The organism is Leptothoe sp. EHU-05/26/07-4 (assembly GCF_043421015.1).
Classification (GTDB): Bacteria; Cyanobacteriota; Cyanobacteriia; order Phormidesmidales; family Phormidesmidaceae; genus Leptothoe; species Leptothoe turfae.
This window is the reverse complement of sequence record NZ_JAXSQV010000005.1, coordinates 543033-561060: the sequence shown is the minus strand read 5'-3', so window position 1 is coordinate 561060 and position 18028 is coordinate 543033. Positions and strand designations below refer to the sequence as shown.

Annotated in this window: 15 protein-coding genes; 3 read left to right on the top strand and 12 right to left on the bottom strand. The window is 40.2% G+C overall.

Going from position 1 to position 18028, the window contains the following annotated elements:
• Window positions 1–7: 7 nt before the first annotated feature.
• The 9 genes from U2F10_RS21085 to rfbC all read right to left on the bottom strand — a co-directional run bounded on the left by U2F10_RS21085 (window position 8) and on the right by rfbC (window position 10660).
• Window positions 8–1066 (bottom strand): NAD-dependent epimerase/dehydratase family protein, encoded by a 1059-nt coding sequence (locus U2F10_RS21085; protein ID WP_163662330.1) that lies wholly within the window; start codon window positions 1064–1066, stop codon window positions 8–10.
• A gap of 14 nt (window positions 1067–1080) precedes the next feature.
• Complete coding sequence (locus tag U2F10_RS21080; RefSeq protein WP_163703484.1) at window positions 1081–1695, bottom strand: class I SAM-dependent methyltransferase; 615 nt, start codon at window positions 1693–1695, stop codon at window positions 1081–1083.
• A 326-nt stretch (window positions 1696–2021) separates the two neighbouring features.
• Window positions 2022–3089: an NAD-dependent epimerase/dehydratase family protein gene (locus U2F10_RS21075; RefSeq protein WP_499867573.1), complete on the bottom strand. Its 1068-nt coding sequence runs from the start codon at window positions 3087–3089 to the stop codon at window positions 2022–2024.
• Window positions 3082–4368, bottom strand: coding sequence for a glycosyltransferase (locus tag U2F10_RS21070; protein ID WP_163662334.1), 1287 nt, complete (start codon window positions 4366–4368; stop codon window positions 3082–3084). The genes U2F10_RS21075 and U2F10_RS21070 overlap by 8 nt, the downstream gene beginning before the upstream one ends.
• A gap of 59 nt (window positions 4369–4427) precedes the next feature.
• On the bottom strand, window positions 4428–6671 hold the full coding sequence (locus U2F10_RS21065; RefSeq protein WP_499873182.1) for a hypothetical protein: 2244 nt from the start codon (window positions 6669–6671) through the stop codon (window positions 4428–4430).
• A 402-nt stretch (window positions 6672–7073) separates the two neighbouring features.
• Window positions 7074–8150, bottom strand: coding sequence for a dTDP-glucose 4,6-dehydratase (gene rfbB, locus U2F10_RS21060; protein ID WP_499061147.1), 1077 nt, complete (start codon window positions 8148–8150; stop codon window positions 7074–7076).
• Window positions 8151–8160: 10 nt separating this feature from the next.
• Complete coding sequence (locus U2F10_RS21055; protein ID WP_163696281.1) at window positions 8161–9234, bottom strand: glucose-1-phosphate thymidylyltransferase; 1074 nt, start codon at window positions 9232–9234, stop codon at window positions 8161–8163.
• Window positions 9231–10112, bottom strand: a complete 882-nt coding sequence (rfbD, locus tag U2F10_RS21050) for a dTDP-4-dehydrorhamnose reductase (protein ID WP_163662342.1) — start codon at window positions 10110–10112, stop codon at window positions 9231–9233. The genes U2F10_RS21055 and rfbD overlap by 4 nt, the downstream gene beginning before the upstream one ends.
• Window positions 10112–10660, bottom strand: coding sequence for a dTDP-4-dehydrorhamnose 3,5-epimerase (rfbC, locus tag U2F10_RS21045; RefSeq protein WP_163662343.1), 549 nt, complete (start codon window positions 10658–10660; stop codon window positions 10112–10114). The genes rfbD and rfbC overlap by 1 nt, the downstream gene beginning before the upstream one ends.
• Before the next feature lie 215 nt (window positions 10661–10875).
• On the opposite strand from rfbC, the gene U2F10_RS21040 reads away from it, so the two are divergent.
• Window positions 10876–11817, top strand: coding sequence for a glycosyltransferase (locus tag U2F10_RS21040; RefSeq protein ID WP_163662345.1), 942 nt, complete (start codon window positions 10876–10878; stop codon window positions 11815–11817).
• Here the strand turns inward: U2F10_RS21040 and U2F10_RS21035 are convergent.
• Both U2F10_RS21035 and U2F10_RS21030 read right to left on the bottom strand, forming a co-directional pair.
• Window positions 11761–12663 carry a glycosyltransferase family 2 protein gene (locus U2F10_RS21035; RefSeq protein WP_499873181.1) on the bottom strand — a complete coding sequence of 301 codons (903 nt, stop codon included), beginning with the start codon at window positions 12661–12663 and terminating at the stop codon, window positions 11761–11763. The genes U2F10_RS21040 and U2F10_RS21035 overlap by 57 nt on opposite strands.
• Before the next feature lie 18 nt (window positions 12664–12681).
• Window positions 12682–14214 carry a glycosyltransferase family 2 protein gene (locus tag U2F10_RS21030; RefSeq protein WP_163696277.1) on the bottom strand — a complete coding sequence of 511 codons (1533 nt, stop codon included), beginning with the start codon at window positions 14212–14214 and terminating at the stop codon, window positions 12682–12684.
• A gap of 578 nt (window positions 14215–14792) precedes the next feature.
• Between U2F10_RS21030 and U2F10_RS21025 the strand changes: the two genes are divergently transcribed.
• Both U2F10_RS21025 and U2F10_RS21020 read left to right on the top strand, forming a co-directional pair.
• Window positions 14793–15947 carry an acyltransferase family protein gene (locus U2F10_RS21025; RefSeq protein ID WP_163662350.1) on the top strand — a complete coding sequence of 385 codons (1155 nt, stop codon included), beginning with the start codon at window positions 14793–14795 and terminating at the stop codon, window positions 15945–15947.
• A gap of 70 nt (window positions 15948–16017) precedes the next feature.
• Window positions 16018–17049, top strand: coding sequence for a hypothetical protein (locus U2F10_RS21020; protein WP_163662352.1), 1032 nt, complete (start codon window positions 16018–16020; stop codon window positions 17047–17049).
• A 77-nt stretch (window positions 17050–17126) separates the two neighbouring features.
• Here U2F10_RS21020 and U2F10_RS21015 read toward each other — a convergent pair whose 3' ends face one another.
• On the bottom strand, window positions 17127–18008 hold the full coding sequence (locus U2F10_RS21015) for a class I SAM-dependent methyltransferase (RefSeq protein ID WP_163662354.1): 882 nt from the start codon (window positions 18006–18008) through the stop codon (window positions 17127–17129).
• Window positions 18009–18028: the final 20 nt, after the last annotated feature.

The window sequence follows — 18028 nt, the reverse complement described above, 5'->3', positions numbered from 1 at the left end:
GGACTGATTATTTTGCTATCTGAGCCTGATATATCTCATTAAATATTGCCTTTAAGTCATATTGATACCCCCAATCAGGGTAGTGTTTTTTGAACTTACCCACATCAGAGATATACCAAATATGATCACCAATTCGGTTTTTTTTCGAATAGGAGTAAACCATTTTATTACCTGAGATTTCTTCGCAAAGCTCTATGGCTTCTAACATGGAGCAGTTGCTATGGCGCGAGCCACCAATGTTATAGACGTCCCCACACCTAGGGCTTTTATAAAAATGATAAAAGGCATTCACGAGATCATAACTATGCATATTATCTCGCACTTGTTTGCCCTTGTAACCAAAAACTGTATAAGGCTCCTTAGTGATGGCACATTTCATCAAATACGCTAAAAATCCATGCAATTTAGCTCCTGAGTGTAATGGCCCCGTCAAGCATCCTCCCCGAAAACTAACAGTTTGCATATCAAAATAGCGGCCATATTCTTGAACTAGAATATCAGCAGCTACCTTGGATACACCAAAGAGTGAATGCTTGGAGTTGTCAATGCTCATGGACTCATCAATTCCATTGGCAAAAGCATGATCAGATGCAATTTCCCAGCGCTTTTCAGTTTCTTCTAAAGGCAGATAGTTGGGCGTATCACCATAGACTTTGTTGGTAGAGGTAAAGATAAATGCGGCTTTTGGGCAAAACTGTCGCGTTGCTTCTAATAAAACCAGGGTGCCGTTGGCATTGACTGTAAAGTCTGTATGGGGATCTTGAGCGGCCCAATCATGGGAGGGTTGAGCGGCAGTATGAATGATTAGAGCAATGTCAGTAGAATACTCTTGAAATAAGGATTCAATTTGGTTGCGATCGCGAATATCAATGTTTCTGTGAGAGTAGCGCTCACCATAATTATCAACTAACAGTTGACGATTCCAGTCTGTTGATGCCCCATCTCCAAAGAAAACAGAGCGCATATCATTGTCAATGCCAACGACGTTAAATCCTTTTTCTATAAAAAAGTGAACCGACTGAGAACCAATCAGACCCGCAGAACCAGTTATAACAACAACACTCATATATGTCCCCTTAATCACTTAGGTTTAGAGGCTTTTAGAAACATCTGCCCACCGAAAAAATTCCATAAAAATGGAACCTTAAGATATAGCCGAAGCATCCAAACTGAAGCAGGTCTACCTTTAGTTGAAAAAGGTAGAAACCTAGGTATCACTTCATCAATTTTGAAGTTTAATGCCTTTAAAGCCTCTGAAAGTGATAGGTGAGTAATAGGTAAGTAGTGATCAATAAAGTCATAGTACTCCTTATATGAATATTTATAGTTTGGTTGAATTACTAGCAAACTACCACCAGGTTTCAGCTTTAAATAGCAAAAGCGAAGTACTTCAAAAAGCTCATCTTGGTCTTTTAAATGTTCAAAAAAATTCGATACGAATATTCGGTCAAAATGATGATGGGGAATACGTTCATACTGACCCTTATCAAGAATATTCAAGCGAAAAACACTCACATCAGGATTTGCAAATGTTTGAGCATCAGGATTTAAGTCAATCAAACACTTAGAAGCAGCAGAAATTTGATTAATGAATTCACAATAGCCTCCACCGATATCTAGAACTATACTGTCAACGGGTATGTACTTCTGAAGGAAATCCCTAATCAAAGCTTGCCATAAAGCACGTTTTGCCATCTGCTGCTCATGACTGAACCGGTTCTCATACAGCTGCCTGAGATATTCTGACTTATCAAGTAATTTATTCAAAGCAGGTTCATTCACGGCAAAAGTATTGTTTATCCTATAAAGTAATTCAACATAAAACAAGTAATTGAACGCTTATACCTAAGCAAGCCAGGGTAGAAAAGCTAATTTAAGTTTCGAAATATAAATAAAATACGATTAAATCCTACGTGAGACCAGGTTTTCAACTGAGTTAACAAAGGAAACCTTAATTAATCGTTTTAAGTCTGCCCTACTTAGATTTAAAAGATGATTCTCATCTCTGAGTCATCCGTTCGTCAAGCCAGTATAGATAAAAGCATAGACTCATTGTCTACAAGCCATTGATAAATATCTGAAATGATAGTTTCTGGATTGTACTCAGGGCTCCAGCCAATCTTACGCTGTATGCACGAGGAGTCCATAATAAATAAGGGGACATCTCCTGGGCGTTCTGCTGGAACGGGAGTGATGTCTATGGTTTTACCTGTTACAGCACGACAAAGCTCTGTTGTCTCTAAAAGCGACAGGCTACAAGCGGAGCCACCGCCAACGTTCAGGACACTTCCATCTAGGATATCAAAATGCGTGACTTGATACTCAATCAACTGGAGTAAATCTTGAATATGGAGTAAGTCACGCACTTGTTTACCACTACCTCCATATCCAATGTATTTAAGCGATTTCTCAAAGTAATGAGCCGCCACCCACAATACAAACACACCCTGATCGACTTTACCCATTTGCCAGGGACCCGTTACAACTCCGCAGCGATTGACAACAGCCTGTAGACCATAAGCATGACGATATTCTTCAATTAGTAGTTCAGAGGCTAGCTTAGTGGTCCCATAGAGAGAGCGATAGCCCTCTAAAGAGAACTTTTCCGATACTCCTAAATTGGACAATCCTACTAGTGTTTGTTCAGGCGCTATTTTATATCTAGTATCTGCCTCCACCAGACCAATAGCCTTGAGTTTTTCAATGGGGTAAACCCGACTAGTGGACAAAAATAACAGTTTGGCTTGGAGTTGACGTGCCAACTCCAAAATATTGATGGTACCCACCAAATTGGTTTGCAAAACATAGTCAGGGGATGAAAACCCTGCTAACACTGATGGTTCCGCAGAGCAATCGATGATGGTAGTCACTTCAAATGCACTGGGATCCAGATCACTAGAACAGCGAATATCTCCATGAACAAAATCGATACCTGCTTCGCGTAATCGAGAGAGATTCAGCTCTGACCCTCTTCGCTTGAGATTATCTAGGCAGATTACTTGCCAGTCAGAATGATGAGACCTAAGCCCTATTGCCAGGGAACTGCCAATAAACCCTGCACCACCACATACTAAAACTCTCTCAGCCATTGACCTTAGCTCTCTGTTTAAGATTACTGCGGTGATAGTCACCCCTAGAAAGATATTTTTCTAGCCAGATATAGAGAACTATAAACAAGTAACGACTCCCCATCTCCTTAATTTTGAGCTTCGAAACCCCTGTTTGACGGTTACGCCAGGTGATCGGGATAGCCGCGTAGGAATAACCACGTACAATGGCCTTCAACGGAATCTCAACCGTTAGGTTGAAGTGATGAGAGATGAGGGGCATAATCCCCTCAATAACTTCTCTTCTGTAGATCTTAAAGGCGTTAGTGACATCGTTAAAACCGAGACCAAAGGCTATCTGGATAAACAGATTAGCTAAACGATTGACTAGTAGTTTATGGATCGGATAGTCAACGACTCTGCCACCCTTTATAAACCGTGAACCGAGGACACAGTCATACCCTTCTTGCAACTTGTAGTAATATCTCACAATGTCTTCAGGGTTATCAGAGCTGTCGGCCATGACAATGGCAACGGCATCGCCCTTAAAGTTTTCCAAACCGCAACGAACAGCAAAACCAAAGCCATTTGGGTAATAGTTGTTAATGTAGCGAACATTACTGTTATTTATAATTAACCCCTTTAAGAGATCTTCGGTACGGTCGTGGCTGTTGTCATTGACAACTAAAACTTCACAGTTAATATTTTCAGCAGCCATTTTTTCAGTAATGGCCGTGACTGTAGAAACGATACAACCTTCCTCGTTATAGGCGGGAATAACCAAGGACAGTAGTCCGTGACTCTTGCCCCAATAATACTGAGTTCTAGTCGAACTACATGACTTTTCCACAACAGGACCTAGACCTTCTGGTGGATAAAAATCCTCCTGCTCTGGGGTGGCTCTATCGCTTTTTTTAAATACGATACTATCACTGACGATGTAGTTTATCGCAGCACTCGTTAACACACCTACTAATGTATTAATCAAATAGTTTACACCCAGCCAATCAAGAACAGGAAAAATGACTAAAGTTCTCAATAGGATCGATAAACCAGCAGACAGATGATAGAGGGGTAACTGATTGAAGAGTATCCGCTTAATTTTCCAGGAACCACCAGGCCAAACCCAGATTCTATAGATAAAGAAGCTAGCAACAAGCGAAATCTCCATAGAGATGATGTTAGCTAGATTTCGCAGCACAGCAGAATCAAAGCCAACATTATCTACAAGGATAAATATTAGCACCAGGTTGAGAGCTGCAGCTAAGCCACCACCAAGCAAAAACCTAGTTATTTTAAGAGATAAAAAAGCAGGCATCATTAACTTTTTGTTGCTAACTTTTTTTCTGATTTTTATGTCCCTAGCGTAGTTAAACGTGACTAACTATTAGTTTTGTCAAGGGAGTAATTATTAAACTCCAATGCCAAACTCTTTTTATAAAGAAGCGAGTTGGAATTAGAGAATTCAAGCGTCCTAACTTTATTGCTATTGGAGTATGATTCTGTTTCAAAAAATGTCAAATCAAACATCTCACTAGATGAAGGTAGAGGATTGATAACTAAACCACCTTGAGCATTTTCAGGAATGAATCTGTACCGACTTGTTGAACCATTATAATATTGAACTTCTATATATGTAGGGGGAGCTCTAAAAAGTAGCTTGTATAACTTACCCAGTAACGTGTAACCAACTTTCACCTTTACAGTAGTGAAGCCGGAATCCATCTCGTCAATTGAAATTGGCACATTCCATTCTTTAGCTTGAGATATTGGTAAGCCATCAGTTGCACATCGACTATCGAGCGAACGGTTCTGTAAAATTAAAGAGCTACTCGATTGTTTATCTAAACTTACCTTGTCATAATTACATAATACATACCTTAGTGTTTTAGGCTCATCAAAAAATGGATGCCTTCCATCGATGGATTTAAAATCGTAGAGCAGATACTTGCGAGGATTAAGTTGAAAGCTCTCTAAATTTTTAGTATCTAAAAAGTCTGTATAAACAGCATATGACTGAAAAATTGGGCGCGGCTGCCAGTTTAAATTATTTTTTTCAGCTCTAACGATATCCCATGGAATAATATCTACACTTTCAGAACCAAGAATATTCCGCACAGAATCCCCTAAATCCTCCGGCTCTAAGTTTCGTTGAGATTGTTTTTGCCCAATCAAATATTTGCCATAAATATCACTTGTATATTGAACTCGTCTAATGACTGAAAGTGGACTTAATGAGGTTAAGTTTACTTGACCGAACTCTCGACCAAATAAACTTGGATTAATAAGATAGAAGACTGTAAGGAATGCCATAATCCAAAGGACAAACGGTCTTCTATAAGGTCTTTTGATTGGAGGCGTATTGCCAGAAGTTTGTAATGAATTTCGATGCACCATCAGAATAGTACATATGACTATTAGAAGGGTGTGAAAGAATAGAAACATATGTCCATCTTGACGAACAAAACCATGTTTAAAAGAAAACCAAGAAAACAAGAATACTGATAGGAAGTAAGCTATGAGTCGAGGGTTTTGCAGAGATAATCGTGCTTGCTCTAGGCAGTAAAACAAAATCGAAACCAGACAAACTAATCCGAATAATAGTTCTGGCATAGGGCCAATGACGCTCATGGCACTTGAGTATCCTGAGGTTATCTCTAGTGCCGTGTGAAGGTACCGATAGATATCTCGATTAAGTAGCGAGAGTAATAGGGTAGATATGGCAAATGAAATAACCAGAAGACTATGCCAAGCTGGCCAAAACCCTCTAGATTCTCTTTTCTTACTTTGTTTACTAAACTCTTCTATGATTTTTAAGAAATTGAAACCGTATGTACGGTTTAAACCTAGAGGATTATTTGCCTTGAAGAAAGTTACAATAATTGTTAGTAATAGAGATACTAAGACAAAGAACAGCGAAAATCTTATACTTTTCTGAAATAACTCCGCAGGATAAACGAATAACTCACCAGCTAATAGGAAAGCACTTATAAAAACAATTAAAAAGCTAATGTTAGGAATGAATCTAGCAAGGTAACTCGTTTTTGGACTTTCACCATTAGCAAGCTTAGGGTATAATAATGGGAGAAATAAAAGAAATGCTTTTATACCAAGAGAGAGCTTGGTTAAGCTTAAAAAACCTGCTAATCCCCCTAACAAAAGTATCCAGAAAGAATTTAATTTTTTGTGCAATAGCAGAGTAACCAAAGCTAACAAAGTATACGCTAATTCATAATCATGTGATAGACCTCTGCAATAGATTAAGCCAATAGAAAAAATAGCCAGGTACTTATATAGAATGTGAGATTTGTCCGTGGTAAGTATGAAACGTGTAAAAACCACCCAAAACATTAGGTGAACTATCGTGCGAAATAGCCAGATCTGCCACCAGACAATCTCCATCGAAACACCATGGGTCAAGAATCCCCAAGGACCAAAGGTAAATATAATGTCCTTGCCAAACTGCATTCCAGATTGAGCAGCACGGGTTATACCATATGACCAAGATGGATCTAGACCAATGTTAATGGGCCAGTGTAAGGGAAGAAATGCTAAAAATAGATAACCACAGCCAATCATAAAAATAGCTCTTGAATTAGCTATTTTAGCTATGAATTGTTTCATTTCTAAACAAGCCCCACAAAACAATCACCACCAATCATAAATCAATATTCTAGTTCAAGACCTCCAATAGGCTAATGCATAATATAGGTCTTGCTGAATAGTCAGAAACATCAACATTAAGACTTTGTTCAGTGTACATCTAACATTGAATATAGATAATCTCCTGTCCAAGTCTAGGAGTTTGTCTCAACCCTTACTCAACGCTAGAAATGCTAGATCATTAAACTGAGATGCACCATCCCATACCTAATAAAAGCTCTGCCAGGTAAGACCCATCTTGTCCGGTCAATCCGGTAATCAATGTTGTTTTAACCACCACATCTCCCAGGCACAAAATTACAACGAAATACGGTTAGGTTGCCCACAACCGTCATCATATTGTACGCAGGGATGCCACGAAGATTACGATTGCTTTACGCGATCACCATAGAGAGCTGCATAATAACGCTGATAATCCTGTGATAATAGCGGTTGCCACCAACCAAGATGGGTCAGATACCACTGCACCGTTTGCCTTAAACCGGTAGCGAAGTCATACTCAGGCTGCCAATCCAGATCGCGTTGAATTTTAGAAATATCCATCGCATAGCGTCGGTCATGCCCAGGTCGATCCTTCACAAAGGTGATTAATTGCTTAGCCGGTCGAGTGGGCAAGTCTCCACCCAACTCATCCATAAGCTCACAAAGCTGTTCAACAATGTCAATATTTTTGACTTGGTTGTTACCACCAATATTATAAGTTTCTCCAGGTTTAGCCTTCAACAAAACCGTTTCAATAGCCCGACAATGATCCTCCACATGCAGCCAATCACGAATGTTTTGGCCATCTCCATACACTGGCAACGATTTACCTAAAAGAATGTTGACACACATCAGTGGAATCAACTTTTCAGGAAACTGATATGGTCCATAGTTGTTAGAACAGTTGGTAATCAGCGTAGGTAAACCATAGGTGTGAAAGTAAGCCCTGACTAAATGATCGCTACCGGCCTTTGAAGCTGAATAAGGGCTGTTGGGTGCATAGGGTGTTGTTTCACTAAATGCTGGATCGTCCACACGTAAACTACCAAACACCTCATCCGTCGACACATGAAGAAAGCGAAAATGGTCGGGTTTTCCTTGGGCTTCCCAATGCTGACGAAAGGCTTCTAGCAGAGTAAACGTACCTACCAGGTTGGTTTGCACAAAAGCAGCAGGCCCAGAAATAGAACGGTCTACATGGGACTCAGCCGCAAAATGAACAATAGTGTCAATGCAATGATCAACTAGAAGTTGAGACACTAGATGCGTATCACAGATATCACCAGTAACAAGAATAAAGTTATCTTGAGATTCCAAGTCCTTTAAAGTGGCACGATTACCAGCATAGGTAAGGGCGTCAAGAACAATGATGTTGACCGAGCTCTTGTAGCATTGGCGAACAAAATTTGAGCCAATAAACCCGGCACCACCTGTGATGAGTATATTTTTATTGTTCAATTCTTGCTCCTTAAACTAACTCAATCTGGCAATCATCCCCAATCATAAAGCGGGAAGCTTTGGGACGCTTAGGACTATGCACTAACTTGGCTCGCCGACCAATTAAACTGTCAACAATTCGTTGATGTAGCTGCTGGATAACAGCATCTTCTAGCACCACGCTATGATCCATCTCCACATCAATTAGCTTCACACCATTGGCAATACTGCTATAAGAACCGATAAAACAGTTTTCAAGATGGCAATTCTCTCCTATCACGACAGGGCCACGAATAGTGCAGTTGGAAATTTTGGTACCTCGACCAATACGGACTCGCCCGCTAATTTTAGTCGTGTCGTCCATATCACCTAAAATCTCACTCGACAGGGTGGCATCTAAGATAATTTGGTTAGCTTCTAACAGGTCATCCTTTTTACCTGTATCTAACCACCACCCTTGCAACTGTTGAGCGGTTACAGTTTTACCGCTATCTACCAGGGATTGAATAGCATCAGTAATTTCTAATTCGCCTCGGGCAGAGGGCTGTAGCGTAGCAATAATCTCGTGTACAGCTGATGCAAATAAATATACCCCCACGAGGGCAAAATCAGATGGTGGTTTTTGGGGCTTCTCTACTAGTTTGATCACCCCTCCCTGTTCATCTAATTCTGCAACACCAAAGGCTGTTGGATTCGGGACTTGCTTGAGCAGAATCATGGCATCAAGCTGTTGCTGATGAAAATCTTTGACAAATCTCATCAGACTGTCTTGAATCAAGTTATCACCCAGATACATTAAAAAGGATGAGTCACCAAGAAACGGACGGGCAATTTTAACAGCATGGGCAAGTCCATCTGGGCTGCTTTGTGGAATGTAGGTGATCTTGCAGTTAAATCGCTCACCATTACCGGTGACAGCCCGAATTTCATCGCCAGTTTCTGGGCTAATAACAATACCAATATCGGTAATGCCTGCTGCAACAATTTGTTCAATACCGTACCAGAGGATGGGTTTATTAACTACGGGCACTAGCTGCTTAGCCCCGGTGTGGGTCAATGGACGTAGGCGGGTTCCTTTACCGCCTGATAGAATGAGTGCCTTCATACCCCAAACCTATGATATTCTTTGAGCATTTTTCGTAAACTAGTACGCCAGTGGGGGGCAGTCTGATTAATAACCTTGGCTATTTTTTCACCTGCCAACACCGAGTAGGCAGGTCTTTGTGAAGGGGTTGGATACTGCTCACTGGTAATCGGTTGCACATGGCTCAGTTGAATAGGATAGCCTAATGTTCTAGCTTCTTCAAAGATAGCAACGGCGAAATCATACCAGCTGACAGCACCACTATTGGTGTAATGATAAACACCAAAGTTGTTTTTTTGGAGATGCGGTATTAGGGTTGCGATCGCTTGGGCAATATCATAGGCCCATGTAGGGGTCCCTACTTGATCATAGACAACGCCCAACTCATCTCGTTCTGCTCCCAAACGCAGCATCGTCTTAACAAAATTACCCTTGCCTTTTGCTCCGTAAACCCAAGCTGTACGAAAAATTACAGATTGCGCTGTGATGGCTTGAACGGCTAGTTCTCCATCACGTTTGGAGTGACCATATACCCCCAGAGGATTAGTCTCTGTGTCTGGCTGATAGGGACGGTTTTGCTGACCATCAAATACGTAGTCTGTGGAAATGTGGACTAGACTCGCTCCACACGCTACTGCTGCCTGAGCCAGCTTTTCTGGAGCCGCTGCATTGATGCGATGGGCTAAGTCAGGTTCACTTTCGGCTTTATCGACTGCTGTATAGGCGGCGGCATTAACAATGACGTCAGGCTGTTGGTTAACGACAGCGGGGACAATACTTTCCAAGTTAGTCAGGTCAAGATTAGTTCTGTTCCAGGCTATGACTGCCCCTAAGCTAGGTAATGTTAGCTTTAGCTCTTGTCCTACCTGTCCCTCACAGCCCAACAGTAAAATTTTCATCAGTCAAACACCTCAGCGATCGCAAATTGAACAGCTTGCTGATCTTTTTCTGATAGCACTGGAGTCGGACTAACTAATGGCCACTGAATGGCTAAATCGGTATCGTTCCATAGAATGCTGCGCTCATGCTGTGGCGCATAATAGTCAGTGGTTTTGTAAAGCACATCGGCTGAATCTGAGAGTACATAGAACCCATGGGCAAACCCAGGAGGTACCCATAGCTGTCGTTTATTCTCAGCACTGAGGGTAGCTCCTACCCAATGCCCAAAAGTATCTGAACTACGCCGGATATCGACTACCACGTCATAGATTTCACCCAGCACAACGCGAACTAACTTGCCCTGCACTTGCTGAACCTGGTAGTGCAAGCCCCGTAATATATTTTGCCTGGAGCGTGAATGATTATCTTGGACAAATTGACAATTCAAACCGGTTTCATCAGAAAATTTTTTTTGGTTAAAGCTTTCCAAAAAAAAACCGCGCTCATCGCCAAATACTTGAGGCTCAATTATGAGAACGTCTGGGATATCAGTGGGAATAACGTTCACAGTAAACCGCTCAAAAAACCTATCTCTTGAAGCACTGTATCATTCACTAGGGCTAAAGATAATGCCGATGGTAAAGCGGATAGGGTGCGATCGCACACCTGATAGGTCGTACTTTAATAGAATGGGATGATACAACGCAAAGGCTCAACCAGCTATTTGCATTTTACAGACTGGATTACGACTGACTCTTGATGGATGAACAAAGGTAGATAGCTATGGCTTATTTTTTATCCATCAATTACTATTCCACTGCCCTGTTACGTCATCTATTACGGTCTATAACAGAGTTATCGTCTTGTTCGTTACCCTATCAAGTCATTATTGTCAATAACTCTCCTGATGACGATTCTGTTTATGACTTACAGCAAGAATTTGAAAATATAACTATCATCACAGCGACCGATAACTTAGGGTTTGGTGGTGGTTGCAATTTAGGATTGGAACATGTTTACAAGCACAACCCAAATGCTTGGGTGTGGCTGATTAATCCAGATGCTTTGTTGATGCCCCAGGCGCTTAGCTACATCGAAGACTGCTTTAGATTGCACCCCAGCCTCAGCATTCTTGGCACCCGTATTCGGGCTAGCAAAGACGATTTATGGTTTGCCCAAGGTCGCTTTAATTGGTGGACAGGCTCTCTCAAGCATCGTTTACCAGATGCCGACACCACAGAACAACCGGTCAAAGTATTACCTAGCCGCTGGGTATCGGGGTGCAGCATGATTTTTAATTTGCAACGGTTTGAGAGCTGTCCTCTATTTGATCTCAATTTTTTCTTAGACTACGAAGATATTGAAATCTGTGAGCGATATTATCGTCAAGGGCACACCATCGGTGTAACCCAGGCAGTGTTGGTAAACCACGAAGTGTCAGCGATTACGCATCGCAACCGCCGAGCCAAATTTCGCCATGCCACCTTTAGCAAACTGTATTTTCTGCACAAACATGGTTCTCTACTAGCCCTGACATTAAACCTGGTTTACATGCTGGTGTGGAGCATAAAGCTTCTGCTGAGCGATATAGAAGTGGGGATTGGTCGTTTGCTGGGCTGGACTGATTTTCTGGGCTGGCAGGCTAAACGTTTGACTAAACAGCTCTCGTCAGAGCCGTTCCGTCCATCCACGGCGTTCACCCAATCGCAACAGACGTCTAGCTAGGGAGAAAATTGTTTGCGGATAGGTATACCAGGGACAATAGCGCCAAAGAATGTAAAGAATTGCTGGTGCAAACAGATGAGACCTGGGATGAAAGAAGGCGTATTTTAGCCCCGCTAAACTCTTGAAATTTTGTTTTTTTTGGTCTGCGGAAAAATCGTCTTGTAGAACAATTTTGGGAGCAACGTAGGCCTGGAAACCATGATTTTTGGCTCTGAGAACAAGTTCTGAATCAGCATGGTAATGGGGTAAAAACTTAGCCTGATATAGACCAACTTGTTCAAACACACTGCGATGAATGAGTACACCATCTCCGGGTAGCGTGTCTACTGGTAGGATGTCTTGGTCCATAATACTGGCGGGCAGATGCTCAACGGCTGTCGCGTGGTACCGTAGGCGCAAAAAGCTCGGTGTCCCCCAGGTGAGCTGAGTGCCTAAGGCCCAGACTTTGCCCGGTGAGTCTAGATAATCAATGCGATTGCCTAAGAGCTGGATATTATAGCGTTGAGCTAAGACAACCAGCCTGTGGACATGCTCAGGGGGCACAACTGCATCATCGTTGATGGTGAAAATATAGTCATAATCATGAGCTAAAGCATAGCGAACACCTGTATTGGTTGCCCCTGCCCAATACTGATGATTATCAACTCGCAACAACACAACATCAGGATAGTATTGCTGTACCTTAGTAGCGGTGTCATCTGGAGAATTGGCATCCACCAAAACAACAGTGAGATTGGTATACGTCTGGTGGCTAAACTGTGCTAAAAAACGCTGGGTTTTTGGCCAACGGTTATAGGTAGGGATAACTGCAGCAACGCGAACATGAGCACTAGCGTTGGTTTCCATGGCCAAGAAAAACGTTTTCTATTGACTAAAATTGTGTTTGCTAGCTAATGTTTTGCGCCGTCTCCGTCGCTCGCTGGGCCATGCTAGTTGAAAGAACGGTTTTTTGACAGATAAGTTGGGGTTGTAGTAAGGATCATCCACCATGTATCCGCTATTTGCAAATTTTGCATGAAGACGTTCTAACTCCCCTGGTTTGAGCCCACTGCCTCTACTGATAGATTCATAGTGAATGAGTTCAGCATAGGGGGTAAAAACATTGCGGTAACCGGCTTGATGGACGCGCAGACATAGGTCAACGTCGTTGTAGTTTAGCGGAAAACTTTCGTCAAATCCTTGGAGGTCATTAAAGACACTCCGACGGATCATCATGCAGGCTCCGGTGACTCCAAGATAATTGCGATGGACGATATTAGAGCAATAGTAACCGTCGTATTTGCCTGGGGTATTGTGAAATGCGTGGCTTGGATTACCAGCCAAAATGAGGACACCTGCATGTTGTAAACGACCATTGGGATAAAACAGTTTGGCTCCAACAGCTCCAATCTCCTTTTGTTGGGCTAGTTCTAACATCGCCTCTATCCAACCAGGCGTGATCACTTCTGTGTCATCATTGAGCATCAACAGAATATCACCCTTGGCAGCTTGTGCCCCCAGGTTCATACGCTGGGAAAAGTTGAATGGCTGGTTACAACGCACGAGAGTGAGCTTAGGTCCCCTAACGGCTTGTAGTGTGGCCTCTGGAATATCGTAGCCGTCTACCAGAACAATTTCATAATTTTCATAGGTACTAAGGCAAAGAATGCTGGCAATACATTGCTCTAGCAAACATATGGATTTCCCTTTGATTTTTAATCGAGTAGCAGCACTAGGGATAATAATACTAATCAGTGGATTGCCTTGAATATGGCGACGGACTCGAAAGAAACCAGACTTGTTCGGTAAAGGCTCTGCAATGCCAGGATAAGGACTACGGTCTATGAAGGCCTGCAAAGCGTTGTGGGCAGATTTTAAAGTTTGATTATGACAGTCAAGCTGACTCCTTGAAGCTTTAGTATTAGGCAAGCGTCGCTTATGATAAAGGACTTTAGGAATATGGCAAATGCGACTGTTCTTCTCAGCTAGACGCAGCACCAGTTCCCATGCTTGGGCCCTCCCATATTGGCTACAAAATCCCCCAATCTCCTGGACAAGACTGGTACGATAAGCCCCAAGATGACAGGCATACATACAAGCTTGGTAATAGTCTGGAGACCAGTCAGGCTTAAAAAAGGGGGTTTTTCTTTTGCCTTCCAGCGTAATTTTATCCTCGTCAGTATAAATAAAATCGGTATCTGGATATTGCTGAATATACCTTGCAACCTCATAAAGGGCCCTATTAGATAGCTCATCTCCTGGTTCGACAAGAACAAAAAAATCTTCTTTTACATTCCTTAAAGCAATGTTGTAGTCATCATCATCTGTCTCACAACGAACAACGTTAATACGAAAGTCTTCTTTTACGTAGCAATCTAGCGTTGAAGAAAAGCGATAAAAATCATTAATGCTAGTCAAAATCAACAATTTCCAACGAACATGATGTTGAGCTAAAAGTGAATGTATTGATTTCCTTAGCAAACCTGGCTCAGTATTACTGAAGACACGTAATATAACAGCAATCAAAATTTGAGGAGCGTTTTCATCGCTGATGATCTGCTGTGTATCAAGATCATGCTCTTTGCAGAGTATATTTTGATACTTTGGTGAAGTTACAGCGATTCTTAGCAACTGAAACTCAACAGCAAAAGTTTCAGCAATCCAAGCAAGAGAAGATTTGATTATTTGCCACCATGCCATAAGACTTTATGTCAACAAACCAATATAACGCTGCGCAACTCTGCATTTGAACAGTATAGTGACGCACGTACATCTTGAAACCTCACCGACGCCAACCTACTAAAGTTGAGTCTTTTAGCTAAAAAGCATAAAAAATAGACTCTATATACAGAGCAAACAGTTGATATACAATAAAAAGACAAAGAAATCCTTTTTCTATAGACCCATAGATAAAAATCAGAGCACTTTCATTGCGCTATTAACTCGTTCTAAATGTCTTGCATTAACTTCTAAAGAAACAAAAATCATCATTCAGTATGTCAATTAACAACTTAAAAGCAAGTTCTATTAGCTCTCAAAATCCATCTAATGTTAGCAAAAAGCTAACTTTTATCTATGCACTAAAAGGGTTAGCTTCATTAGCGATTGTTTTATTTCACTTAGTGGCAATACCTCAACCCAACCTAGAGATTCCTGTTTTTTTGAATGTAATAAAAACTCATTTTGGTCTAGGTGTTACTCTTTTCTTTGTTATAAGTGCTTATACATTATGCTTGTCTGCAGAAAATAGAAAATTTGAAGACAAAAAAACTTTAAAGTTCTATATTAGAAGATTTTTCAGAATTGCTCCACTATTTTATGTAATGTTAGCTTTTTGGATGGTAATTCGATTATTAATTTGGTCCAAACAAACAAGCTTTCTAGAATTTTTATCCAATGTGACTTTCATCTTTAATTTTTTTCCTGAGTATCATACAAGCATTGTTTGGGCAGGCTGGACTATTGGAGTAGAAATACTTTTCTATTTGATATTTCCCTTTTTATACTCTGCAATTAATAATTTCAAAAGACTATTCATTTTATTTCTCTTTACTCTCGGCATAGCCATCATATCTGTTCATATTATATTGACACTGCCAAACTCACCAAACAGTTATACATATATGTTTTTTCTATCGAGGTTTCCAATATTCATTTGTGGGATGATTGTTTTTTGGATACAAAAAAAGATCTCTAAACTCAAAGAATCAAGCAAAGGAAACATAGAAAAGTTCAGTTTCGGATTATTTATTTTATTTATTGGACTTTCCATAATTTTGGTTCATTCTCAGCCTCTATTCAATGCACTTCCAGGAGCAATAGTAAGGATCTACACCTATATTTGGGCAATTAATTTCGGCATTCTAATTAATTTCTTATTCCTAAATAGCCATCGATTAATTGTGAATAAATTCACCTGCTTTTATGGAAAAATCAGTTACAGCCTGTATTTGCTTCACCCTTTTCTAATTTATGCTTTGATTCCTACCTATAAAAGGATCTACGCCCTAAATCTTGATTCACAACTCGTGAAGCTATCTATTTGTATGTTGATCACACTAGCAATATTGACTCCCTTGTCAATGTTAACCTTTAGATATATTGAGAAACCTGGCCTCAATTTTGGAAAACGTTTAATTTCTAGAATATAAATTAAACTAACATTATTAGCCATGCAAATAATGTCATCAAAAATGCTTTACCTTAAAATCAGTCAAATTTATGCAGCTAATTATTCATCCTGGGTATGGAAAATGTGGAACTTCTTCAATTCAAGCATTTCTCTACTCTAATCTTCAATATTTAGAAAAAACTGGTATATACCTTCCAGATTCAAATTTTAATTTTTCCTTTGAACGTAATGTTAAGTCTTTCAATTTTTCTGCTCCCAATCCTTATTTTCAAGATTTGATAACTTCTCGTAAGATCAGTGTCTTTGAGAAACGCATAAAACAAGTATTATCGCAAGCAAAAAAGGTCCAATGTAAGGCTATACTAATATCATCCGAAGTTTTAGGACACGAATGGTCATTTGCCTCAGCTCGGGAAATTCATGCTGTATTTGCAAAATACTTTCAAGAAAGAACGGTCTGTTTTTATATCAGAAGGCAAGATGACTATTTAGTATCTAGCTGGGAACAGTGGTATCACAAAGTAGGGGAAAGCTTAGAAAGCTATGTTAATGAGTCTCTTCAAAATCATTCACCTAACTATCTAAAAATCGTAAGTTTTCTAGAAGAGTGTTATGGACCTAGTTCCTTACAAGTGTTTCCCATTAATCGAGAAGTACTAATAGGTAAAAATTTAATTTCTGATTTTTGTCAACGAATAAATTTGAGTATTCCTGAATCGTTAGTGACCGATATCCGTACAAATGTAGGGTTAAACCCATATCTGTGCGATATTTTGTATCGCATACCTCACTTATATAACGGACATCACGATTACTCAGTCAAAAATCTCCTCACAAATTTTATTGGTGAAAAAGATTTATTGCTTAGAAATGGCAAAAGTATCTTATCTATGTCTTTAAGAAGACGCGTAGTAGAACACTTTAGAAGTGACAATGAATTGCTCAAGACTAAATATTTTAATAATCTATCGGTTGATGAGATATTTGGTTTAAATGCTTACGCTCAAGAACCATTAGATAATGGAGAATTAAGGCTTCAGATTGAAGAACTTAAGAATGTAATAGCTATTCAAATGGAATTAATTATTCATCTACTAAAAGAATCAGACAAAACCCGATAGACGTATAATCGACATTTATTGAGTTGTATCTGATTCATATTTATCTTCCGTAATTAGATATAGACGTTAGATCAAATTCATTTCTTTTTGAAAAACATAGTTGGATGAAATTTGGTTGTGTCAAAGTTATGTAGTTCAAATAACTGCTTGTAGGCGTCTCTAGCGTATGCTTCAGGTATAAACGTTTCTCCATAAAATTCTGATGTCATCGCTCCACCACCAGATACTTCTTTTTTATTTGAGTGCACAAATTCGCCTCGATTATAAGCAGACTTAGCAGCCTCAAAATCTTCAAAAAGAGTACTTAAGCCGCTTGAATAACTATCAAGATCAGTTCGTCCCTTTAAACTCTCACAGTATCTAAAAAACGGATTGCCCCGAGTGGTTAAAGCTAATGAACCATTAGGCTTTAGCAAGCGATGAAACTCTTCCATCCAGAGTCGACATGCCTCCTCGGACAAATGTGAAAAGACAGAATATCCAACAATATGTGTAAATGTGGACTCTGCTAATTGAGTTGGTGGATAAGCAGAACAAACAAAGAAGTTATTTGTGCCAAAACATTCTTTACAAATTTGAATGGACTCTGCCTCTACATCTAAACCGTAAATATTATTGAGTGGTGTTTCTTTAAGGAAAAATCTAGCTATTCTTCCCCAACCAACACCAAAGTCAAGTACCACGCTTTGTTCAGATAAAGCGTTATTCATCCCATTAAAGTTTTGTGCACAATCACAGTAAAACTTAAAGGCCTCCTCAAGAGTTGCTTTACCTGATATACCTGTTGTCCTTTCTTGATAGTCGCTACTTGGAAAAGATGGAAGAGGATTACCTCTGATGACTAAGTTTTGTTTCTCGAGGCTTGAGCAAATTAGATTAAACCATTGATTATTTGATAGTTCGCTAGGCGACAATTCAGATGTAGTTTTTTCCCTTCTGAAAATGTTCCAGAGACCCATAAGTACATTCAAATAACTTA